Genomic DNA, 22,499 nt, shown 5'->3' on the forward strand with positions numbered 1-22,499 from the left:
GCGGAAGACAGGCGAGAGGACAAGCGGATACTCTGAAATTGATAGCTGCCAGCGCATGCAAATCAAGCGCTTGGTGCCGATAAGACCGGTATTTTTTGGTGCGCCAGGGCTTGGCCCCGCGCGCGGCAGGCGCATATTGTGCGCTGCAAGAGGGCGAGGGGCTGGCTTTCTACAATAGAGCCCATGCAAGCCCTCCACTACACCCGCGCCGCGCAACTGCCCGCCATCCTCGCCCAACGCATCGTCATCCTCGACGGCGCCATGGGCACCATGATCCAGCGCTTCAAGCTGGGCGAGGCGCAGTATCGGGGCGAGGGCTACGGCGGGCCCGATGGCGCGGGCGACCGGTTCAAGGACTTTCCGCGCGATGTGAAGGGCAACAACGAGCTGCTCAGCATCACGCGGCCCGACGTGATCCGCGACATCCATGAGCGCTATCTGGCTGCGGGCGCTGACCTGATCGAGACCAACACCTTCGGCGCCACCACCGTCGCGCAGGAGGACTACAAGATGGCCCACCTGGCGCGCGAGATGAACCTCAAATCGGCCCAGCTGGCGCGTGCCGCCTGCGACAAATACAGCACGCCCGACAAGCCGCGCTTTGTGGCCGGCGCCCTGGGCCCCACGCCCAAGACGGCCAGCATCAGCCCCGACGTGAACGATCCCGGAGCGCGCAATGTCGACTTCGAGCAGCTACGTGCGGCCTATTACGAGCAGGTCGAGGCGCTGGTCGAGGGTGGCGCCGATGTGTTGCTGGTCGAGACGATCTTCGACACGCTCAACGCCAAGGCCGCGCTGTTCGCCATCGACGAGTTCTTTGAAAAGAGCGGCGAGCGTCTGCCGCTCATCATCAGCGGCACCGTCACCGACGCCTCGGGCCGCATCCTGTCGGGCCAGACCGTCACCGCCTTCTGGCACAGCGTGCGCCATGCGCGTCCCTTGGCTATTGGCCTGAACTGCGCGCTGGGCGCCACGCTGATGCGCCCCTACATCCAGGAGCTGAACCGGGTGGCCGAAGACACCTTCATCAGCTGCTACCCCAACGCCGGCCTGCCCAACCCCATGAGCGACACCGGTTTTGACGAAACGCCCGAAATCACCAGCCGCCTGGTGCACGAGTTCGCGGCCGAGGGGCTGGTCAACATCCTGGGTGGCTGCTGCGGCACCACGCCGGACCACATTGGGGCCATCAGTGCGAAGGTGCGGGACGTCCCTGCGCGCTATGTGGCTGGCGGAGGGCGGTTCACGGCGTTGGCTGCGCAGGCGTAACAGCGTCCGGTTCCGGATACCGGCTGGCGTAGGTACTCAGTTCACGCACCATGGTCGCCTGCAGGGATGCAGGCTCGACGATGGCCACGTGTGGGATCCAGTACCGGACGATGGGAACGATCTCGTTCACATGATGGACGCGTGAGCGCACGGTGAGAGTGCCATCCGGCATCTCCCGCTCAATCTGCTGGTGTGGAATCAGCTTGCGCCGTCGAAAGTAGGGCGCGGCTGCAGCGTCCACAAGCAGGATAACCTCCATGGGGGCGTCGGTGATCCAGATGCCTTCGTCGGTATCCAGTCGCTGCACAAAGTCAGCGTCGGGCTGGAATGTTTGGTCCAGCACACTGAGCGTGCCGATGCGGGCCAAGCTGAATGTCCGCGGCCGGCTCCGAGAGCGAGCGGCCAAATACCAAATGCCGCCCTTGTTCAACAGCCGATACGGTTCGACAACGGCGCTGCCCACGGCCGTGGGCCCGGCGTAGCTCAGCTGCACCAGCCGCTGTTCTTTGATCGCCAACTGCAGCGCTTCAAAGTGGCGTGTCGCCAGCCTAGGCTCTTCATACTCCGGGCCTTGGATGCGCCAGACCGCTCCCGTATCAGATTCATTCACCGCATCCTGGATCAGCCTGGGGAGATCGGCGTGGAGCTGCGCGAGGCCGACCTTTTCGGCAAAGCGCATTACATCGGTCAGCGACAGCTTTCCGAACTGCTGGGGCGAGCCCACGTAGGCGCCGTTCTTCTTCTCCAATGCGAGGTGCGAAAGTCTTACACGGATGTCGCGCTGGATGGTGCGAAGACTCACGCCGAACTCTTCAGCCAGCTCTGCCGGCCGGAGCGCTTCCCCTTGGTTTAGCTTCGTCAGCAGGGAGGCGAGCCGGCTCGCGAGGGTCTCGTGTGTAGGCATGGCAAGTAGCATGCTGGCGTGCCAGCACGGGTTGAGCGGTAGTCAGGGCGTCTTTTCTGGGCTGCCGTCCACATCCTTGAACTCCACCGTGGACATGAGCGGCAAACCGGGGAGCGCGGGGCCAGAACGCTTTGACACCAACGTTGCAGCTCGGCCCACCGCTTTGGCGGTGCCTTTTGCCGTGCTCGCTGTCTTCTCTGCGACCTGACTTACCGATGACGCGGCTGTCTTCACCGCAGACGACGTGCTCTCTACGGCTTTGCCCGTCAACTGCCCCACCTTTGTCGCCGTGTCTCCAGCAGCCTGGCCTGCCAACCGCGCGGCACCCTTCACGGCCGACGATGCGCTCGTTAAAGCTTGGCCGGTCAAATCTCCGGCTTTGATCGCCGTACTTTTGACGAAATCCGCCATCTGATGGGTAACGTCGTACAGCGATTTTCCAAACTGCGCCGCCTGGTTCGCAATGAACGTTTTAAATTCCTGCAGCTGCTTGGAACTCAGCAGCTCGTTGGTCGTGCGGATGGCGAAGCTGATCAGCGAGCGGATCAGCTCGGTGCCCATCTCTAGCCCCTCGGCCAGCCGGTCCACGATGGCACTACGCTCGTGTTCCGTCAGCGCAGCCCAGCCGTAATAGACAGCGCCCACGGCGGCGCAGGTCATGGCGATGGGATTGGTCATGGCCACGGCCCCTCCGACAACAGCCACGGCAGCCAGCGTATTGCCCAGCAGCAACTGGCCGGCGGCCAGGATGGCTATCGAGCCCGCGTACCCCAAGCCGAAGCCGAATTTAGCGCCCTCCAAGACGCGTCCTGTGGAGGCGATGATTTTGTTGTCGGACGCCTTGAGACGTTCGATGTGCTCGTTGAAAAACGAGTTCACCTGATCCACGGTGCTCACCACACCATATATTCCTGCGAGCGCGGCGGCCATGGGGCTCAATCGCAAAACAGACAGCATGACGGTCCCTCCCTTGAAAAGTCTGAGCATTATCGCGACACAAATTGTTTCAGCCACCCCTCCGACTAAGCCGACGCACCGACCAAATTCCGAAGGCGATAAGGGCGACCAGAAAGCTTGCCTTGGCACACAAGGCCCAAAGTGACGCTGCAGCCATCAGCGAAGCAATCTTGAAAGCAAATGCGATTAGCACGAGCGCGATGAAGATCCAAATCATGTGTTCCTCCGGTGGTGAGGAACCATTGTCGGTATCCACCGCGACAGGGCATGTCGTTTTGCGAGTGGGGGTGCCCAAAAGGCAGAGATCAGCGGTCCGGAGCGAAAGATGTCCCGGCCATCTGACGCGAGAGCCTGTCCGGCGCGAGGTAGCTCGAAAACGAAATGTAGGAAAATCGTGCCCCTCCCCGAGTAGCCGTCATATCAACCCGCTCGCACGACCCCTTAGGCAAGCGAGCGATGCGTCGGGCTACGCACTGCTTGTAGCTTCGAGGCGGTTTCACCTGCCCTGCTTCTCATGACCACAGACCCACCTTCCACCCTGCGCGGCGACAAAGAGCCAGTCATGGCGCAAGCCGATGAGGGACGCAGCCACGCCGCGCTCAAGCTCGAAAAGCGCCTGGTGCGCCAGGTGGCCCAGGCGATCACCGACTTCGGCCTGATTGAAGACGGCGACAAGGTGATGGTGTGCGTCTCGGGCGGCAAAGACAGCTACGGCATGCTGGACGTGCTGCGCATGCTGCAGCAGCGCAATGGCAGCCGCTTCGAGCTGATCGCCGTCAACCTCGACCAGAAGCAGCCCGGCTTTCCGGCCCATGTGCTGCCTGAATATTTGGCGAAGGTGGGCGTGCCGTTCCACATCGAAACGCAGGACACCTACAGCGTCGTCAAAGAGCACATCCCCGAGGGCAAAACCATGTGCAGCCTGTGCAGCCGCCTGCGCCGGGGCATTCTGTACCGCGTGGCCGACGAGCTGGGGGCCACCAAGATCGCTTTGGGCCACCACCGCGACGACATGCTGCAGACGTTCTTCCTCAACATGTTCTTCGGCGGCAAGCTCAAGGGCATGCCGCCCAAGGTGCAAAGCGACCGGGGCGATCACCTCATCATCCGCCCGCTCGCCTATGTGGCCGAAGACGACCTGACCCGCTGGGCCGAGCACCGCAACTTCCCCATCATCCCCTGCACGCTGTGCGGCAGCCAGGAGAACCTGCAGCGCAAGCAGATCGGGCAGATGCTGCGCGACTGGCAGCAGCTCTACCCCGGCCGCATCGAGAACATGGCCGTGGCGCTGCGCAACCTGGTGCCCTCGCACTTCATGGACCCGCGCCAGTTTGACTTCAAAGGGCTGGTGCCGAACGGTTTGGCCGATGCCGATGGCGACAAGGCATTCGATGCCGAAGAATTGCCCGCGCAGCCCGTGGGTACCCTCGCGGGCCTGTCGGTGATGCCCCGCTGAACCTGACCACCACGATTTTTAGACAGGGCCACCCCATGACCACGCTCAAAGCCCCCGAACTCCTCCTGCCCGCTGGCTCGCTCGACAAGATGCGCGCCGCCTACGACTTTGGCGCCGACGCGGTGTACGCAGGCCAGCCGCGCTATTCCTTGCGCGCGCGCAACAACGAGTTCCGCCTGGAGCAGATCAAGCAAGGCATTGACGAGGCGCACGCGCGCGGCAAGAAGTTCTTTGTCACCAGCAACCTGATCGCGCACAACGACAAGATCCGCACCTACCTGCGCGACATCGAACCCGTGATCGACTGCCAGCCCGACGCCCTCATCATGGCCGACGCGGGCCTGATCATGATGGTCAAGGAAAAGTGGCCCGAGCAGGTGGTGCACCTCTCGGTGCAGGCCAACACCACCAACTGGGCGGCGGTGAAGTTCTGGCAGAAGATGGGCGTGGAGCGCATCATCCTCTCGCGCGAACTGAGCCTGGACGAGATCGAGAAAATCCGCCAGGAATGCCCCGACATGGAGCTGGAAGTGTTCGTGCACGGCGCGCTGTGCATTGCGTATTCGGGCCGCTGTTTGCTCAGCGGCTACTTCAACCACCGCGACCCCAACCAGGGCACCTGCACCAACGCCTGCCGCTGGAACTACGCCACGCACGACGCCGACATCGACCCCACCACGGGCGAAGCCATTGCGCAAAAGATGGAAGGCGACTTCAACTTCGAAGCCGCGCAGCAAAAGGCCGAACAAGCCTTTGCATCGACCACCGGCAGCGGCCAGCGCCACCCCAAGGCCGACAAGGTCTACCTGATCGAAGAGGCGGGCCGCCCCGGGCAAATGATGCCCATCATGGAAGACGAGCACGGCACCTACATCATGAACAGCAAGGACCTGCGTGCGGTGGAGCATGTGGCGCGCCTGGCGCAGATCGGGGTCGATTCGCTCAAGATCGAAGGCCGCACCAAGAGCCTGTACTACGTGGCCCGCACCGCCCAGGTGTACCGCCGCGCCATCGACGACGCCGTGGCCGGCCGCCCCTTCAACCCCGAGCTGCTGATTGAGCTGGAAGGCCTCTCTAACCGCGGCTACACCGGCGGCCTGCTCGAGCGCCGCCCCAGCAACGACTACCAGAACTACCTCAACGGCCACTCGGCCACGCAGCGCAGCCAGTATGTGGGTGAGGTGCTGGGCGCCGAAGGCCAGGCTGAAGTGGGTTTGCAGGGCGACTGGGTGCAGGTGGAGACGAAAAACCACTTTGCCGTGGGCGACCTGATTGAGGTGGTGCACCCGAGTGGGAATGTCACTGTGCGGCTGCAGGAGATGCGCAACGTGGAAGGCCAGAGCGTGGCCGTGGCGCAGGGCAGCCCGGTGCGCGTGTGGATACCGCTGGCTGGGCGGTATAGCGGGGCGTTGTTGGCGAAGGTGATGGAGTCGCAGCCTGTTGTGGGGAATACTGAGCCTGCGATGTTGGCCTGAACGGTCTGTTCACTGCGGTTGATTCGCTTCAGAATCCCGCATGGCCCTCCCCATCGACCCCTCTCGCTCCGCCTTGCCTCCCGTGGCCCAGTTCCTCGCCGAGGCGGCGTCGCAGCGGCAGACGGCGTTACTCGGGCTCGACAAGCAAAAGCCCGTCGCTGCACCCCCACTGCTGCCAGGGGCCGACCCTAGCGCGCCGCCGCCCTCGGTTTCATCACCCAGTCCACCCGCCGGGCCGCTGCCTGCACCGGCCGACAAGGCCAGCATCTCGCCCCAGGCGCGTGAGCAACTGGCGGCGGGGTTTGAACTGCGGGGTGGTTCGGCCAATGGCAGCTTGCAGGGCACGCGGAGTGATGGTGCGTTGCCCGCTGCGCCAACGGCGCTGCCCAGTGGTGCCCCGGCGGCTCCTGGCAGCGCGACAGCATCAGCGGCTTCTTCTGGCGTGGGCGGCACGGCCTGGCCCGCGTCAGGGCTGGGCGCACAGCTGTTACGCCTGGTCAGCGCGCTGGTGGCGCAGGTGACGGCGCAAGCAGGCGTTCCGCAGCGCGTCGTAGCCGCGCAACCGTGGCCCATCGGAATGGCCCAGGCTTTGGAGAGTGGCGCGCTGGATTCCGACCAGCCGCCGTTGCAGACCTGGCTGGTGCGCCAGGGCGTGGTGTTGACGCCCGAGGGGCAGCGCGGCTTGGCGATGACCTTGCGCGCGCCGGTGCCCTGGCTGGCAGCCCAGGCACCGCCAGCGGCCGGCGCGGTGGTGGCGAAGTCCAGTGCAGCGGGCGCATTGCAGGCGCCTTTCGCCGGGGGCGGGCAGGCGCTGCAGTCGGGCGTGGTGGCCTTGGTGCTGCAGGGCATGGATGCCGCCGCGCCGCGCACCAGCGCGCTGCTGGTGCTGGACCTGCAGCCGCAACTGGCCGCCACCGTGTACGGCCGCGACATGCTGCAGCAGGCCACGGGGCGCCTGGACCCATGGACCCAGATGGCCGTGCTGCAAGCCAGCGGCCAGGTGCCGCGTGAGGACGAGCGTGCGCGCAATGGCGCATCGGGCCTGTGCGAAACCGTGGGCTGCCCGTATGCCACGCGGGCTGCGTGCGTGCAGCCGTTTTGCATGGCCCAGCGCGGCGTGCTGCCGCCCGAGCCCGTGGGGCCGGTGCCGCCGGCCTAACCAATACAAGCGCTGGCAGCTATGAATTTGGAAGCGTATTGGTGGGGTGGGCCGAAACGGCCAGTGCCCATCTTGCCAGCGGTCGTGCTGTGCATTCCGCGCTGGCGCCCTGTGGGCTGCGGCATCCCAGAACCCTACACAACTACACCACGCCCTTGGCGCGCAGGGCGGCCAGGCGCTGTGCGTCCACGCCCAATTGTTCGCGCAGCACTTGCTCGGTATGTTGGCCCAGGGCCGGCGGTGCATGGCGCAGGGTGGGTGGTGTGTCGGACAGGCGCATCGGGCTGGCCGTCGTCACCACGCGGTTGACATGTTCGCCCGCTGGCGGCTGGGCGCCGGGGTAACGCTCCTGCTCCACGCGCAGGCCCCGGGATTGCACCTGGGGGTCGTCAAAGGCCTGGCCGATATGGTTGATGGGGCCGCAGGGCACGGCCTTGTCTTCCAGCAGACGAACCCATTCGGCCATGGGCCGCGTGCGCGTGAGTGCGGCCATCATGGGTATGAGGGTGGTGCGGTGCGTGACGCGACCGGCATTGGTGGCAAAGCGCGCATCGTGGGCCCAGTCCACGCCAGCGGCTTCGCAAAAGCGTGCGAATTGCCCGTCGTTGCCGATGGCCAGCAGCATGTTGCCGTCGGCCGTGGGGAAGTCCTGGTAGGGCACCACGCTGGGGTGCGTGTTGCCTTGGCGCTGGGGCACGTTGCCGGTGTTGAGGTAACCCGCGCCCTGGTTGGCCAGGATGGCCATGGCCACGTCCAGCAGTGCCATGTCGATGTGCTGGCCGCGGCCCGTGTGGTGCCGCGCTTCCACGGCGCTGAGAATGGCGCTGGTGGCGTACATGCCGGTGAACAGGTCGATGACTGCCACGCCCACGCGCAAAGGGCCGCCGCCGGGCTCGGAGTCGGCGTGGCCGGTGATGCTCATGAGTCCGCTCATGGCCTGCACGAGCAGGTCGTAGCCGGCGCGCGGAGCGTACGGCCCGGTCTGGCCAAAGCCCGTGACCGAGCAGTAGATCAGGCGCGGGTTGAGACGGCTCAGGCTCGTGTAATCCAGGCCGTAGCGCGCCAGGCCGCCGGTCTTGAAGTTTTCCACCAGCACATCGCTTTGGCAGGCCAGTTCGCGGATGAGTTCCTGGCCCTCGGGCGTGGCCATGTCCACCGTGACGGAGCGCTTGTTGCGGTTGCAGGCAGCAAAGTAGCAGGCGTTGTCCGTGGGCGTGCCGGCTGCATCGGCAAAAAAGGGCGGGCCCCAGTGGCGCGTGTCATCGCCCTCGCCGGGCTTTTCGATCTTGATCACGTCGGCGCCCATGTCGGCCAGGTTCTGGGTGCACCAGGGACCTGCGAGCACGCGCGAGAGGTCGAGTACGCGCAGGTGGCTCAGGGCGCCGGGGCGTTGCGGGGCCGCACCGTGCGGGGCGGGGGAGGCAGGGGCGGTGACGTGGTCGCTGGCGGTCATGGCGTCTTTCAGTGGTGCCTATCGATGGGCCTGCACCTGGCAGGCAAGGTCGCCATCCTATGGCGGCTGCGCCTGGGGCGGCTTTGCTATTTTTGAAGACGGCGTTTGTGCGCGCCATGGCTGGGGCGACGTGGAGGGGGCGGGCTTTCCTACAATGCGTGCATGGCCATGCATTTCGATCTTGTGGATCTGCGTTTGATGGTGCGCATTGCTGAAGCAAACAGCATGACGCGCGGAGCGGAGTTGTCTTTTATTTCCTTGCCTGCCGCGAGCACGCGCATCAAAAACCTGGAGGAGAGCATTGGCACCAAGCTGCTGTACCGCACCAGCCAGGGCGTGACGCTGACGCCCCCGGGCCAGGCCTTTGTGACCCATGCGCGCATGGTGCTGGGCCAGATCGAACACTTGCGCGGAGACATGCAGGAGTACGTGCGTGGCATCAAGGGCCATGTGCGCGTGTTTGGCAACACCACCTCGCTGGGCGAGTTCCTGCCGCCGGTGCTGCGCCTTTACCTGCGTCGCAATCCGGATGTGAACATCGACCTGCGCGAACGCTTGTCCCACGACATCGTGCGCGCCGTGACCGAGGGGCAGACGGACATTGGCATCGTCGCCGGCCTGGTACGCACAGAAAACCTGGAGACCCTTCCTTACCACCGTGACCGCCTGGTGCTGGTTGTGCCGCGCGGCCACGCGCTCGACGGTCAGATGCAGATCGACTTTGCCGACACGCTGGAGCTCGACTATGTCGGTCTGCACGAGTCCAGCGCCATCCATGCCTTTTTGCGCCAGGCCAGCGACCAGCTGCACCGCCCGATCAAGCTGCGCATCCAGGTCGGCAACTTCGAGACCGCCTGCCGCATGATCGAGTCTGGCGTGGGCGTTGGGGTGCTGCCCGAGTCCGCCGCCAGCCGCCACGCGCAGGCCATGGACATCGCCATCGTGCCGCTGTCGGATGCCTGGTCGGTGCGCGAGATGCAGATCTGCGTGCGCAGCCTGGAGGCCCTGCCCAGCTTTGCGCAGGAGCTGGTGGAGCTGCTGGTGGCCGATGCCCAAGGGCAATTGCAGTTGAAGTGACGCTTCTTAATTGATAGCTTGTGGCGCTTGATTTACAAGGGCTAGAGCCACTTTTTGCTATATTTTTACTCCAATGACTTCCAGGTTGTCGGCGCCAGCCAGTACTTGAAAGTGCCACTGGCCGTGGCCACCACCTGGCCCTGCTCGTCGATCAGCTGGCCCGCACAGCTGCACAGGCTGCGCGTGGCGTGCACCACCCAGCCCTCAGCCAGCAGCGCGCCGCGTGCCGGGCGATGAAAGCGGCTGGACATCTCCACCGTCACAGCGGTTTGCGAGGGCGCATCCGGCAGCTGGCCGGCAGCGCGCGACATCACCGAATCCAGCAGCGTCATGATCACGCCGCCGTGCGCGGCAGGCAGCTGGTTGAGCAGCTCTTCGCGCAGGTGCGGCAGGCGCACATGCACCTTGCCTGGCGGCGCAGGCACCTGGGCGGCACCGATCAGGCGCATGAATGCGCTGCGGTCGGGCGGCGCCGCACCGTTGTGCCATGCACCGCCGTGCGGCTCGTCGCGCGCCAGGTCTTGCAACGCGCCTGGCGCTGCGCCCATGCCGCTCATGCGTTGCGTGCCTCGCGCACCATGTTGCGCGCGATGATGATCTGCTGGATCTGCGTCGTGCCCTCGTACAGGCGGAACAGGCGCACGTCGCGGTAGAAGCGCTCGATGCCGTACTCGGCCATGTAACCGGCGCCGCCCAGGATCTGCACTGCCCGGTCGGCCACGCGGCCGCACATCTCGGTGGCGAACATCTTCGCGCACGAGGCCTCGGTGGAGACGTTGTGCCCGTCGTCGCGGCGACGCGCGGCGTCGATGGTCATGCACTCGGCCGCGTACAGCTCGGCCTGGCTGTCGGCCAGCATGGCCTGCACCAGCTGGAAGTCGCAAATCGCCTGGCCGAACTGCTTGCGCTCCAGCGCATACTGCAGCGCATCGCGCAGCATGCGCTTGGCCACGCCCACGGCCACCGCGGCAATGTGGATGCGGCCTTTTTCCAGCACCTTCATCGCGGTCTTGAAGCCCTGACCTTCCTTCAGGCCGATCAGGTTCGCGGCGGGCACCTTGACGTTATCGAAGATCACGTCGCAGGTATGGGCGCCGCGCTGCCCCATTTTCTTGTCGTATTTGCCGAAGCTGATGCCAGGGCTCTTGGCGTCCACGATGAAAGACGACACGCCGCCCGCGCCCTTGTCCTCGGGATTGGTACGCGCCATCAGCGTGAACATGCCGGCGTGCGGAGCGTTTGTGATGTAGCGCTTGGTGCCGTTGACGATGTAGTGGTCGCCGTCGCGGATGGCCGTGGTGCGCAGCGATGCCGCGTCCGATCCGGCCTCGGGCTCGGTCAGTGCGAACGAGGCAATCACCTCGCCCGTGGCCAGCTTGGGCAGCCACTGGGCCTGCTGCTCGGGTGTGCCGTCCATCAGGATGCCCTGCGAGCCAATGCCCACCGTGGTGCCGATGATGGAGCGGAAGGCCGGCGCGGTCTGGCACAGCTCCAGCAGCACGCGGCACTCTTCCTCCATGGTCAGCTCCAGACCACCGAACTGCTCGGGAATGGTCATTCCGAACAGGCCGAGGTTGCGCATCTCCTGCACTATTGAACCGGGAATCTCGTCGGTCTCGGACACTTCGTTCTCGGCTGGTACCAGGCGCTCGCGCACGAATCGGCGCACGCTGTCGAGCAGGGCTTCAAGGGTTTCTGGGTCGCGGATCATGATCGGTTTCTTTCAATATTCAAAGGGCTTCGGCCGTGCCGAGCACGGCGGTGGACTGGCTCGACAGCGTGCCGCCGTTGCCATGCACCACGGCCGTGCGGTGTTGGCTGAGCTGGCGTGCGCCGGCCTCGCCGCGCAGCTGGCGCACGGCTTCGATCAGCGCAAAGATGCCATACATGCCTGGGTGCACGCACGACAGGCCGCCGCCATTGGTGTTGACGGCCAGGCGCCCGCCGGGCGCGATGCCGCCACCCTGCACGAAGGCGCCGCCTTCGCCCTTGGCGCAAAAGCCCAGGTCTTCCAGGAACAGGATGGTGTTGATGGTGAAGGCGTCGTACACCTGGGCCATGTCCATGTCGGCCGCGCGCAGCCCCGCCATGGCGAAGGCCTGGGCGCCCGATTGCGCGGCGGCCGTTGTGGTCAGGTCGGGCATGCACGAGATCTGGCGGTTCCAGATCGCCGTGGCATTGCCCAGCACGTAGACCGGCGGCCTGGGCAGGTCACGCGCGCGGTCGGCACGGGTGAGCACGATGGCGCCGCCGCCGTCCGTCACCAGGCAGCAGTCGCGCACAGACAGCGGGCTGGCGATGGGCCGGGCCGAGAGCACGTCCTCGATGGTGAGCGGATCGCGCATGAAGGCCTCGGGATTCATCTGCGCCCAGGCGCGCGCAGCCACGGCCACCTCGGCCAGCTGCGTGCGTGTGGTGCCAAATTCATGCATGTGGCGCGCAGCGGCCAGCGCGTAGGCGGCGACGGGCAACACCGGCTCATAGGGGTGCTCGTAGGGTTGTGGGTCCAGGAAGCGCCGCGCGGCCACGCCTTCCTTGCGGCCGAAGGTGGCCGAGCGCTGCGCGCTGCCGTAACACACCAGCACGGCCTTGCACTGGCCGGCCTCCAGCGCACGGATCGCCGGCAGCAAGTGGGCGATGAAGCTGCTGCCGCCGATCATGGTGCCGTCCACATAGGTCGGGTTGATGCCCAGATGCTCGATGACCGGCATGGTCCACATGCTGGCGTTGACGCTGCAGGTGGCCAGGCCGTCGATGTCCTGCATGGTCAGGCCCGCGTCGGCCACGGCCGCGTGCGCGGCGCGCACCAGCAGCGTCATGTCGTCCATGCCGGGTGCCTCGCCGCAGCCATAGGTGGCAGCGCCGGCGATGGCCACGCGGCCGCGCAGGGGGCGGTTCACAGCAGCGGCGTCCAGATGGGATTGGGGAACGCGGCTCATGCGGCACCCCCTTGCGCTGCAGGCTGGAACAGCACCAGGCCGCGCCCGTCTTTTTGCGCCACATGGGCCTGCACGCGCTGGCCGATGTGTACCGCCTCGGGCGCCACGCCCTCCACGCGGCTCATCATGCGCACACCTTCGTCGAGGTCGATCAAGGCCACGTTGTAGTTCCCGCCGGCGTCCTGCTTGCGCGCAATCGTGCTGGTGGAATAGACCGTGCCCAGGCCGCTGGCGCGCACCCAGCGCAGCGGGCTGGCGCCGCAGTGCGGGCACAGCTCACGCGGCGTGAATACATGGTTCTGGCACTGCGGGCAGTGCTGCAGGCAAAAGCGGCCGGCATCTAGCTCGGCCTGGTAATGGGTTTGTGCGCTCAGGTGCATGGTTTTTTGAAAGGCTTCGCAGTAAGAGTCACAGCATGCACTCGTCACGGCCTCACTTCAATTCGACAATCTGAAAGGGCGTCTTCGCCGCGGTCTCAGCCCGGCGTGATCCCCGCCGTCTTGATGACCTTGGCCCACTTGTCCAGTTCACCGCGCAGGCGCTGGCGCATCTGCTCTTGCGTGCCGGGGTCGGCCTCGGCACCGGCCTCCAGCAGGCGGCGGCGCACGTCGGGGTCTTTCATGGCGGTGTTGAAGTCGGCGTTGATCTTGTCCAGCACGGCCTGCGGCGTCTTGGCGGGCGCAAACAGCGCAGCCCAGGAATACGCCTCGTAGCCGGGCAGGCCCGATTCCACCCCGGTGGGCACGTTGGGCAGCATGGCCGAGCGCTGGCGGCTGGCCACGCCCAGCACCTTGATGCGGCCGGACTTGATGTGCTGCAGCGCCGTGGGCGCGTCGCTGAACATCAGCTGCACCTGCCCGCCAAGCAGGTCGTTCATGGCAGGGGCGCTGCCCTTGTACGGAATGTGCTGCAGCTTGGTGCCAGCCTCCATGTTGAACAGCTCGCCCGCCAGGTGCGTGCCGCCGCCGTTGCCCGAAGATCCATAGGCCAGCGGCGTGCCCTTCTTGGCCAGGGCGATCAGTTCCTGGATGGTGTTGGCCGGCACCGACGGATGCGCCACGATGAACACCGGAAACATGGCTGCGAAGCTGATCGGCGCGAAGTCCTTTTCGATGTCGTAGGGCAGCTTGCCCATCAGCGAGGGGTTGACCGAATGGTGGATGGCGCCCACGAACAGCCCGTAGCCATCGGGCGCTTCCTTGGCGGCGGCTGTTGCGCCCACCACCCCGCCAGCACCGGCGCGGTTGTCGATCACGGTGGGTGTCTTCCAGATCTCGGACAGCTTGTGGCTGAAGACGCGGGCCGTGGTATCCACCGGGCCGCCAGGCGGAAACGGCACGATGAAGCGCACGGGCCGGCTGGGCCACGACTCGGAAGCGAACGCCGCCAGCGGATGGGCGGCGGCGAGCAGGCTGCCTGCAATGAAGCTGCGGCGCGAGGTCGAGGAATGCATGGTGTGTCTCCTGTAGTTCAGGTTGTCAGGGTCAGGGCCTGATCTCTCAAAGTGCGTTTGAGGACCTTGCCGTTGGTGTTGGTCGGCAACTCGGTCAGGGCAACGATGTGGGAAGGGCGCTTGTAAGGCGCCAGCAGGTCGCGCAGGTGCGCCTGCACGGCATCCGCATCCAGTGCGGCGCCGGGGCGCAGTTCGACAAAGGCCACGATTTCCTCGTTGCCGTCGTCCACGGTGCGGCCCACCACGGCTGAGCGCTGGACGCTCGGATGGGTGTTGAGCGCCGTCTCCACCTCGGCCGGATACACGTTGAAGCCCGAGCGGATGATCATTTCCTTCAGGCGACCCACGACGAACAGCGCGCCGTCGGCATGCATCTCGCCCAGGTCGCCGCTGGCGTACCAGCCGCCTGCGCGCATCACGGCGTTTGTCGCCGCCGGGTCGCGAAAGTAGCCGGGCATCAGGCCCCGGCCGCGGATCCACAGCTCGCCGCGCTCACCCAGCGGCAGCGGCTGGCCCGTGGCGGGGTCGGTGACCTGCACCTCGGCCTCGGCCACCGCGTAGCCGGCGCTGGTGTCCGGGCGCTGCTCGCCCAGGCGCGTCAGGTGCACCGAGCCCGCATATTCCGACAGGCCGTAGCCGTGGTGCAGCGTTTGGCCGAAGGCCGCCTCCACGCGTTGTTTCAACGCCAGATCCAGGGGGCCAGCGCCGGTGTAGAGATAACGCAGCGCCGGAGCATCGGGCCGCTGGATGCCGCGCTCCTGCAGATGGGCCAGCAGGCGCGAGAACAGCGCGGGCGGGCCCTGCAGCTGCGACACGCCATGGCGAGCCAGCGCATCGAGCAGGTCGTCAGGGTCGAATTGCGGACGCATGACGAGCTGGGCACCGGCCAGCAGCGAGCTGATCAGCACCGTGCCCAGCCCGAAGATGTGGGTCATGGGCACGAAGGCGTAGCTGCGGTCCTGCGGGCCCAGCGCGCGCGAGGCGCCGGACACGCGCGCAAAGTGGATCAGCGCGTCGTGCGTGAGCATCACGCCCTTGGGCAGGCCCGTGGTGCCGGAGGTGAAGATGAGCGCCGCCACCGCGTCGCGCAGCGCGCCCGCCTCGGGCTGCGCATCCGGCCGCACGGGGCTGTGCTGCATGCCGGGCAGGGCCGAGTCCACCGCTGCGAAGCGCTGTGCATGCGCGGCGGCGCTGCGGGACGCCGCGGCCGTGAAAAACACCACGCGCGCATCGGCCTTGGTGACGAAGCTGTCGATCTCGGCGGGCGCCATGCGCGCATTCACGCCGCACGACCAGGCGCCCACGCGGCTGCAGGCCAGGATCAGCGCGGCGTGCTCGGGGCAGTTCTCGGCCACGACCAGCACGCGATCGCCAGGGCGCACGTCCAGCGCACGCAGCTCGGCCTCGGCCGTGTCGGTGAGTGCGCCCAGGTCGGCAAAGCGCAGGCTGCGGCCATCGGGCAGGTGAATGAATGGCCGCTGCGGTGCCTCGGCCAGCCAGCGGTCGAGCAGGTGGTGGATGCGTTCGGTCATGGAGCCGGACTCAATCCACCACGATGCCCTGGGTCACCGTGGCCCACATGGCGCGCTCCTTGGTGGCGCGATCGGCCAGTTTCTGGGGGCTTCCCGTCCATTCGTCGTAGCCCAGTTCCTTGTAGCGCTTGTTCAGATCCGGCTGGGCCAGGGCCGCATTGACGGCCTTGTTGAGCTTGGCCACCAGTTCGGGCGCCATGCCCTTGGGACCATAGATGCCGTACCAGCCGCCCACGTCAAAGCCCTTGAGGCCCTCGATGCCCGACTCGGCGAAGGTGGGCACGTCGGGCAGCGAGGCATTGCGCTGCGGCGAAGTGACGGCAAGAGCACGCACCTTGCCGCTGTGGATGTAGGCGCTGGCTGTGCTGATGATGTCCAGCATCATGTTCAGCTGCCCGCCAATCACGTCGGTCATCGCCGGGGCGTTGCCCTTGTAGGGGATGTGGTTCAGATCGATGCCGCTGCGCTTGGCGAACAGCAGCGCGCCCAGGTGGTTGGAGCCGCCCACGCCGGCCGAGCCGTAGGCCAGCTTGCCGGGGTTGGCCTTGGCATGGGCCACGAGTTCACGCACGTTCTTGTAGGGCTCGTTGTTGTTGACGACCAGCACGTTGTAGTAGCTCAGGATGGGCGCCACCGGCGCCAGGTCCTTGGCCGGGTCGAACGGCATCTTGGTCATCACGTTGGGGCTGATGGTGATGGTGGGGCTGGCGGCAAACCACAGCGTGAGGCCATCGGGCTTGGCGCGCACCACCTCGCTGCCGGCGATGGTGGCGTTGGCGCCGGTCTTGTTTTCCACCATGACCGGCACGCCCAGCTCCTTGGACAGCGCCTGACCAAACAGACGCGCACCCTGGTCCACCGGGCCGCCCGCGGCATAGCCCACGATGAGGCGCACGGGCTGGCCCTCCTGCGCGGCGGCAGGCATGGCAAGGGCAAAGGGCGCCAACGCCAGGGCGGCCAGGGCGCGGCGGCGGGGGGATGCGGTCATGGGAATGTCTCCTGTCAGTCTGGGGTGAGCGGGGCTGCATTGAGCGCGCAAAAATGGGCGCGCAAAAAGCCCCGGCGGGACGGCCACGCGCCCATGGGCGGAGCGTGAGCAACGGCCGCGATGGTGCGTCCCGGCAGGCGCGGTGTGAATCTGCTTTTGCCGAAGCCGGGGTTCAGGCCTGCTTTGAGAGGGTTTTCCCGCAGGCCGTGCAGCGGGCGGGCCTACACCCGTTCAAACACCGCCGCAATGCCCTGGCCACCGCCAATGCACATGGTTTCCAGCCCGTAGCGCCCCTTGCGGCGCTGCAATTCATGCAGCAGCGTGGCCAGAATGCGCACGCCGGTGGCGCCAATGGGGTGGCCCAGCGAGATGCCCGAGCCGTTGACGTTGAGCTTGTGCGCGATGGCGTCCTGGTCCTGCCATTCCCAGCCCTTGAGCACGGACAGCACTTGGCAGGCGAAAGCTTCGTTGAGCTCCACCAGGTCCATGTCGTCGATCTTCAGGCCCAGGCGCGCCAGCAGCTTTTGCGTGGCCGGCACCGGGCCGATGCCCATGTGCGAGGGCTCGCAGCCCGCCGCGGCCCAGCCCACCAGCGTGGCCATGGGGGTCAGGCCCAGCTCGGCCAGCTTGTCCTCGGCCACGATCAGGCAGGCGGCGCTGGCATCGTTTTGCTGGCTCGCGTTGCCGGCTGTCACGGTGCCGTTGGGCATCAGCACGCGCAGCTTGGCCAGGCTCTCGGCCGTGACATCAGCGCGAAAGCCTTCGTCCTTGCTGAAAACAACCGGGTCGCCCTTGCGCTGGGGTACCTGCACGGGGACGATTTCATCATTGAAGCGCCCGGCGGCCCAGGCGGCCGCCGTGCGCTGGTGGCTGCGCACGGCGTAGGCGTCGGCCTCTTCGCGGGTGATGCCGTAGTCGCGCGCCAGGTTTTCGGCGGTCTCGATCATTCCCGAGATCTTGCCGAAACGTTCCACCGGCTGCGAGCGCTCGCGGCCGCGCTCCAGTCGGTCAAAAAAGCGCACATTGCCCGAGCGCGCGCCCCAGCGCATGTCGGTGCTGTAGTACTCGATGTTGCTCATGCTTTCCACGCCGCCGGCAATCACCACGTCGGCGGCGCCGCTTTGCACCATCATCGCGGCCGTGACGATGGCCTGCAGGCCGCCGCCGCAGCGCCGGTCCAGCTGCATGCCCGGCACCGACACCGGCAGCCCTGCCTGCAGCGCGGCCCAGCGGCCCACGCAAGGCACTTCGCTGTTGGCATAGGACTGGGCCATGACCACGTCGTCGATGCGCGCGGGGTCGATGCCGCTGCGCTCGACCACGGCGCGCACCGTGGTGGCTGCCAGCTCTTCAACAGGTACGGGCCGCAGGCTGCCGCCGAAGGTGCCGACGGGGGTACGAACAGGGGTGACGATGGCGGCTCTGCGCATGGTGGGTCTCCTTGAAATATGAATAAAAATGGTCACTGGTGCTTATCAGATAAGCGCCATTAGCTATCAATTTTGATTAAACGCTGCACCGCAATGGCGCAGTGTTTCGTGGGCCTGGCGCTCCAGGTCCTCGCGGTGTTCGGGGGCGGCAATGTCGATGAGGCGACGCACCCGGCGCGACAGCGTCTGGCCGCGCAGGTCGGCCACGCCATGCTCGGTGACGATCAGGCCGGCGTCGCTGCGCGGCGTGCTCACCGGGCCCGACAGCCGGGCCACGATGCGGGTCTTGCCCTTGGCCGTGGCGGGCAGCGCCACGATGGGCAGGCCGCCGTGGCTGCGCGCCGCGCCGCGCAAAAAGTCCACCGCGCCGCCCACGGCACCCACGTACACGCCGGCGGCCACTTCGGCGTTGATCTGGCCGGTCAGGTCCACCTCGATGGCCGCGTTGATGGCGGCCAGCTTGTGGCTGGCGGCCAGCACCTCGGGGTCGTGCGTGTAGTCGGTGCCGCGCAATGCCAATTGGGGGTTGCGGTGCGCCCAGCGGCGCAGCTTTTCGCTGCCCATCAGGATGCCGCCAATGCCCACGCCGGTGTCCACGCTTTTGCGCGCGTTGGTCAGCACGCCGGCCTCGGCCAGGGCGGCAATGCCGTCGCCCACCGCGCCGCTGTGCAGGCCCAGGTCGCGGTGCTTGTGCAGCGCGGCCAGCACCGCCTCGGGCAGGTTGCCAATGCCCAGCTGCAGCGTGGCGCCGTCCTCGATCAACCCGGCGACATGGCGCGCAATGGCCTGCTCTACCGGGCCGGGAGCGGCGCGGCTTTGTTCCAGCGGCGGGTGCTCGGCGTCGATGAGCAGCGCGAAGTCGCCCGCCTGCAGGTGCACGCTGCCATGCGTCCAGGGGATGGCGGGGTTGACCTCGCCGATCACCACGCGTGCCTGCTCCAGCGCGGCGGGCAGGTATTCCTGCGCCAGGCCCAGGCTGTAGCGGCCCTCCTCGTCGGGCGGCGAGACCTCCAGCAGCACCACGTCAACGGGCAGCACGCCGGCGCGGATCAGGCCGGGCAGGTGCGAGTAATGGCTGGGCAGGATGTCGAGCACGCCGGCTTCGGCCAGGCGGCGGTGCGGCCCGCCCGCGGCGTAGCCAAAAAAATCGATAGCGTCGGCCTGCTCGGGCTGCAGCGTGTCTGATGCGCCAATGCCCACGAACACCCGCAGCCGCCCGCCCTGCGCCAGCGCATGGCGGTGCGCCACCAGCGCCCGCGTGAGCGTCAGCGGCTCGGCCGTGGCCTGGCCCCACCACAGGGTGTCGCCGGGGCGGATCAGGGCCTGTAGCCGCTCTGCCAATAAGCTCATGTCAATACTCCACGGCGTTGCGCGCCGCCAGCATCCGCTGAAACTGGCGCAACCCAGGCGGGGGCCGCCGTGCAAGGGCCGCCCCGCCGCACGGGCGGCGTCCCCCTTCCCGTAGCGCGCAGCGATGCGAGAGAAGGGGGAAGGCGCGCAGCGCCTCAGGGGGATGTCTCATAGTTTTTCCCAGTCGAAGCGCAGCGGCTCTTTGTTTTTGAAGCGCTGCACCGCGTCCTGGTGGTAGGCCGAGCCGCGGCACATGGCCTGGGCGTAGGACTCCAGCTCGGCGATGGTGCGCGCGTCGCTTTCGAAGGACTGGTTCATGATGGTCTTGGCCATGCCGATGGCGGCCGTGGACGCCTCGCCAAAGCGCCGCGCCAGCGCCCGCGCGGCATCAAGCAGCTCGGCCCCGTCTTCGACGATGTCGAAGACCATGCCGAGCTGCTGGGCCTCTTGGGCATCCACCGTGCGCGCGGTGAAGACCAGCTCCTTGGCCTTTTGCTGGCCCACGATGCGCGGCAGCAGGTGCAGGGCGCCCAGATCGGGCACCAGGCCGATGCGTCCGAACACCGCACAGAACTCGGCGCGGCGCGTGGCCAGCACAAAGTCTGCCGCCAGCGCCAGGCTCAGGCCGGCGCCAAACGCCGGGCCGTCCACGGCGGCGATGACGGGCTTTTCCAGGTTCACGAGCTCAGGGAACCACTGGTGCAGCTCGCGCATGCCGGTGCGGAAAGTGAGGCCGGTGCGGCTGGTGTCGAGCATGGCCGAGATGTCGCCGCCCGAGCAAAAGGCGCCGCCCGCGCCGGTCAGGATGACGGCATGCACCTGCGCGTCGTCACGCATCTGCGCAATGGCGGCGGCCAGGGCTGGGCGCATGTCCATGCTGAGCGCGTTGCGCGCCTCGGGGCGGTTCAGGGTGATGGTGCCGATGCCGTCCAGCACCGAGGTCAACACGGGGGATGCGCTCATGGCGTTCTCCTGGGATTGTTATGGATGAAAATGGGCCGCAGCGCTTTCACAGCAAGCGCTGCTAGCTCACTTTTTGATAGTTCAGGACAATTCGGCAAACCCGTGGCTCAGCACCACCTTGTCGCGCTCTGCCACGCGGGCGCGCAACTGGAATTGCCCTGCTTGACCGGGCACGCGCCAGATCTCGGTCACCAGGGTCTCGCCCGGGTACACCGGTGCGGCGAAGCGAATGTCCAGCGCCTTCAGGCGCGCGGGGTCGCCCCCGCCACACTGGCGCAGCACCGCGCGGGCCACCAGGCCGTAGCTGGCCAGGCCGTGCAGGATGGGGCGCTCAAAGCCCGCCTTGGTGGCCACGGCCGGGTCGGCGTGCAGCGGGTTGAAATCGCCCATCAGGCGGTACAGCAGCGCCGCTTCTGGGCGGGTGGGCTGGGTGTCGGTGAAGTCGGGCGCGCGGTCCTCGGGCGTGGGCTGCAGCGCGGGCAGCGGCGCGTCGCTGGGCTGGCCGCCACCTTGCTGGCTGTAGCCGCCGTCGCCGCGCAAGAAGGTCGCCTGCTGCACAGTGGCCAGCAGTTCGCCGGCGGCGGATTCGAGGCGCCGCTCGGTGATCATGATGGCGCCCTTGCCCTCCCCCTTGTCGGTCAGGTGCGTGATGCGGTTGTGGCCCACGACGTCGCCGCTGGCAGGCAGCGCTTGGTGCCAGCGCACGCGCTGCTCGCCGTGCAGCAGTTTCACCCAGTCGATGCCGGTGTCGGGCTCGCGCGCCCAGAAGCCGGGGTAGCCCAGCACCACGGCCTGCGTGGGCAGGGCGCGCAGGCCGCCCTCCAGGCCCTCATAGACGAAGGGCAGGGCGGCGGCGTCCAGCGGGTCGTTGCCCAGTCCGAGGCTGAGCGCATAGAGCATGGTGTCGCGCTCGGTGTACGACTGGCGGACCACGCCAAAGTCGCGCGCCTTCAGGTGGTGGTAGTTGATGGGCATGGAGCCGCTCCCGGGGTCAGACTGGATCCCAGCTGAACACGTCGGCCGAGCGGTCCATGGGAACGAACGAGGCCTTGAGCGCGGGCATGCCGTGCTCGGCGATGAACTCGGGCGTCCAGCCCTCGCTGCGGTGCACCGAGCGCAGAGGGCGTGGCTGGCTCATCAAAAAGATTTCGTTGTTGCGCACGGCAAACACCTGGGCGTTCACGTCCTTGGCCTGGTCGGACAGCAGGTACACGGCCAGCGGCGCGATCTTGTTGGGCGTCATCTGCTGGATCTTGGCCACGCGCGCCTGCTGCTCGGGCGTGTCGGTGGGGATGGAGCCGATCATGCGGCTCCAGGCAAACGGCGCGATGCAGTTGGAGCGCACGTTGAACTTTTGCATGTCCAGCGCAATGCTCTTGGACAGGGCCGTCAGGCCCAGCTTGGCGGCGCTGTAATTGGCTTGGCCCAGGTTGCCGATCAGGCCCGAGGTGGAAGTCATGTGCACGAAGGCACCGCTTTCCTGTTCCTTGAAATGGTTGGCGGCGGCGCGCGCCATGAAATAGCTGCCATACAGGTGCACTTTGATGACGGCGTCCCACTCGTCCAGGCTCATCTTGTGAAAGAACCGGTCGCGCAGGATGCCCGCGTTGTTGACCACGCCGTCGATGCGGCCGAAGTGGTCCAGCGCGCACTGGATGATGCGGCCCGCTGCGGTGGCCTCGGCCACGCTGTCGGTGTTGGCCACGGCCTGGCCGCCGGCGGCCTTGATCTCGTCCACCACTTTTTGCGCGGGGCCGGCGTCGGTGCCCTCGCCCGTGGTGGAGGTGCCGATGTCATTCACCACCACCTTGGCGCCCGCCGCCGCCAGGGCCAGCGCCATGTCGCGCCCGATGCCGCCGCCAGCCCCCGTGACCACCACTACCTTGTCCTGCACCATCTTTTGCGTCATGTTTGTCGTCCTTCGTTAGCGATATGGAAATCAATGGCCGCGAGCATGAACGCAAGGGCCCCGGTGCGCTATTCGGCAATCAAGAGGACAGGCTTTTGCCGCATGAAAGCAGGCCTTTGGCGCATCGGGGCTTCATGGCTGCCAAAGACATGCTTTCATAAACGTGGATTGCGCGGGCGCGGGCC

21 protein-coding genes are annotated in these 22,499 nt (G+C 66.8%); 5 read left to right on the forward strand and 16 right to left on the reverse strand.

Annotated features, from left to right (window positions below; translation table 11 throughout):
• The first annotated feature begins 183 nt into the window (after window positions 1-183).
• Window positions 184-1,269: a homocysteine S-methyltransferase family protein gene (locus CCX87_RS00410; RefSeq protein ID WP_087742945.1), complete on the forward strand. Its 1,086-nt coding sequence runs from the start codon at window positions 184-186 to the stop codon at window positions 1,267-1,269.
• On the opposite strand, the gene CCX87_RS00415 is transcribed toward CCX87_RS00410, so the two are convergent.
• Genes CCX87_RS00415 through CCX87_RS20605 form a run of 3 tightly spaced genes read right to left on the reverse strand, consistent with a single transcriptional unit; the run spans window position 1,244 to window position 3,347 of the window.
• Window positions 1,244-2,173 (reverse strand): helix-turn-helix transcriptional regulator, encoded by a 930-nt coding sequence (locus CCX87_RS00415; protein WP_158211988.1) that lies wholly within the window; start codon window positions 2,171-2,173, stop codon window positions 1,244-1,246. The genes CCX87_RS00410 and CCX87_RS00415 overlap by 26 nt on opposite strands.
• A 42-nt stretch (window positions 2,174-2,215) precedes the next feature.
• Window positions 2,216-3,130: a hypothetical protein gene (locus CCX87_RS00420; RefSeq protein ID WP_143218361.1), complete on the reverse strand. Its 915-nt coding sequence runs from the start codon at window positions 3,128-3,130 to the stop codon at window positions 2,216-2,218.
• 49 nt (window positions 3,131-3,179) lie between these two features.
• Window positions 3,180-3,347 carry a hypothetical protein gene (locus CCX87_RS20605; RefSeq protein ID WP_157667088.1) on the reverse strand — a complete coding sequence of 56 codons (168 nt, stop codon included), beginning with the start codon at window positions 3,345-3,347 and terminating at the stop codon, window positions 3,180-3,182.
• A gap of 297 nt (window positions 3,348-3,644) precedes the next feature.
• Here CCX87_RS20605 and ttcA point away from each other — a divergent pair, with 297 nt between their 5' ends.
• Genes ttcA through CCX87_RS00435 form a run of 3 tightly spaced genes read left to right on the forward strand, consistent with a single transcriptional unit; the run spans window position 3,645 to window position 7,220 of the window.
• Complete coding sequence (ttcA, locus tag CCX87_RS00425) at window positions 3,645-4,586, forward strand: tRNA 2-thiocytidine(32) synthetase TtcA (protein ID WP_369825280.1); 942 nt, start codon at window positions 3,645-3,647, stop codon at window positions 4,584-4,586.
• A 35-nt stretch (window positions 4,587-4,621) separates the two neighbouring features.
• Window positions 4,622-6,061, forward strand: a complete 1,440-nt coding sequence (trhP, locus tag CCX87_RS00430) for a prephenate-dependent tRNA uridine(34) hydroxylase TrhP (protein ID WP_087742948.1) — start codon at window positions 4,622-4,624, stop codon at window positions 6,059-6,061.
• A gap of 40 nt (window positions 6,062-6,101) precedes the next feature.
• The gene (locus CCX87_RS00435; protein WP_087742949.1) at window positions 6,102-7,220 is read left to right on the forward strand and encodes a hypothetical protein; all 1,119 of its coding nucleotides are present in this window, start codon (window positions 6,102-6,104) and stop codon (window positions 7,218-7,220) included.
• 142 nt (window positions 7,221-7,362) lie between these two features.
• On the opposite strand, the gene CCX87_RS00440 is transcribed toward CCX87_RS00435, so the two are convergent.
• The gene (locus CCX87_RS00440) at window positions 7,363-8,673 is read right to left on the reverse strand and encodes a CaiB/BaiF CoA transferase family protein (protein ID WP_087742950.1); all 1,311 of its coding nucleotides are present in this window, start codon (window positions 8,671-8,673) and stop codon (window positions 7,363-7,365) included.
• A 162-nt stretch (window positions 8,674-8,835) separates the two neighbouring features.
• Here CCX87_RS00440 and CCX87_RS00445 point away from each other — a divergent pair, with 162 nt between their 5' ends.
• Window positions 8,836-9,750: a LysR family transcriptional regulator gene (locus CCX87_RS00445; RefSeq protein ID WP_087742951.1), complete on the forward strand. Its 915-nt coding sequence runs from the start codon at window positions 8,836-8,838 to the stop codon at window positions 9,748-9,750.
• Window positions 9,751-9,815: 65 nt separating this feature from the next.
• Here CCX87_RS00445 and CCX87_RS00450 read toward each other — a convergent pair whose 3' ends face one another.
• From CCX87_RS00450 to CCX87_RS00505, 12 genes are all read right to left on the reverse strand, one after another.
• Window positions 9,816-10,199, reverse strand: a complete 384-nt coding sequence (locus tag CCX87_RS00450; RefSeq protein WP_232476619.1) for a PaaI family thioesterase — start codon at window positions 10,197-10,199, stop codon at window positions 9,816-9,818.
• Window positions 10,200-10,303: 104 nt separating this feature from the next.
• Entirely contained in the window at window positions 10,304-11,461 is a 1,158-nt protein-coding gene (locus CCX87_RS00455) for an acyl-CoA dehydrogenase family protein (protein WP_087742952.1), read from the reverse strand.
• Window positions 11,462-11,480: 19 nt separating this feature from the next.
• On the reverse strand, window positions 11,481-12,689 hold the full coding sequence (locus tag CCX87_RS00460) for a thiolase (protein WP_087742953.1): 1,209 nt from the start codon (window positions 12,687-12,689) through the stop codon (window positions 11,481-11,483).
• Window positions 12,686-13,069 carry a Zn-ribbon domain-containing OB-fold protein gene (locus CCX87_RS00465; protein WP_087742954.1) on the reverse strand — a complete coding sequence of 128 codons (384 nt, stop codon included), beginning with the start codon at window positions 13,067-13,069 and terminating at the stop codon, window positions 12,686-12,688. The genes CCX87_RS00460 and CCX87_RS00465 overlap by 4 nt, the downstream gene beginning before the upstream one ends.
• Window positions 13,070-13,164: 95 nt before the next feature.
• A complete protein-coding gene (locus tag CCX87_RS00470; RefSeq protein WP_087742955.1) occupies window positions 13,165-14,142 on the reverse strand; it encodes a tripartite tricarboxylate transporter substrate binding protein in 978 nt (325 codons plus the stop codon).
• Window positions 14,143-14,159: 17 nt separating this feature from the next.
• On the reverse strand, window positions 14,160-15,674 hold the full coding sequence (locus CCX87_RS00475; protein WP_087742956.1) for a class I adenylate-forming enzyme family protein: 1,515 nt from the start codon (window positions 15,672-15,674) through the stop codon (window positions 14,160-14,162).
• A gap of 10 nt (window positions 15,675-15,684) precedes the next feature.
• On the reverse strand, window positions 15,685-16,662 hold the full coding sequence (locus CCX87_RS00480; protein ID WP_087742957.1) for a Bug family tripartite tricarboxylate transporter substrate binding protein: 978 nt from the start codon (window positions 16,660-16,662) through the stop codon (window positions 15,685-15,687).
• A gap of 221 nt (window positions 16,663-16,883) precedes the next feature.
• Window positions 16,884-18,092, reverse strand: coding sequence for an acetyl-CoA C-acetyltransferase (locus tag CCX87_RS00485; RefSeq protein ID WP_087742958.1), 1,209 nt, complete (start codon window positions 18,090-18,092; stop codon window positions 16,884-16,886).
• A 66-nt stretch (window positions 18,093-18,158) separates the two neighbouring features.
• Window positions 18,159-19,442, reverse strand: a complete 1,284-nt coding sequence (locus tag CCX87_RS00490) for an acetyl-CoA hydrolase/transferase family protein (protein WP_087742959.1) — start codon at window positions 19,440-19,442, stop codon at window positions 18,159-18,161.
• 168 nt (window positions 19,443-19,610) lie between these two features.
• Window positions 19,611-20,405: an enoyl-CoA hydratase/isomerase family protein gene (locus tag CCX87_RS00495; protein ID WP_087742960.1), complete on the reverse strand. Its 795-nt coding sequence runs from the start codon at window positions 20,403-20,405 to the stop codon at window positions 19,611-19,613.
• Between the two features lie 81 nt (window positions 20,406-20,486).
• Window positions 20,487-21,380 (reverse strand): MaoC family dehydratase, encoded by an 894-nt coding sequence (locus tag CCX87_RS00500; RefSeq protein WP_087742961.1) that lies wholly within the window; start codon window positions 21,378-21,380, stop codon window positions 20,487-20,489.
• 16 nt (window positions 21,381-21,396) lie between these two features.
• Window positions 21,397-22,314, reverse strand: coding sequence for an SDR family NAD(P)-dependent oxidoreductase (locus CCX87_RS00505; protein ID WP_087742962.1), 918 nt, complete (start codon window positions 22,312-22,314; stop codon window positions 21,397-21,399).
• Window positions 22,315-22,499: the final 185 nt, after the last annotated feature.

The organism is Acidovorax sp. T1, from assembly GCF_002176815.1.
GTDB lineage: Bacteria > Pseudomonadota > Gammaproteobacteria > Burkholderiales > Burkholderiaceae_C > Acidovorax.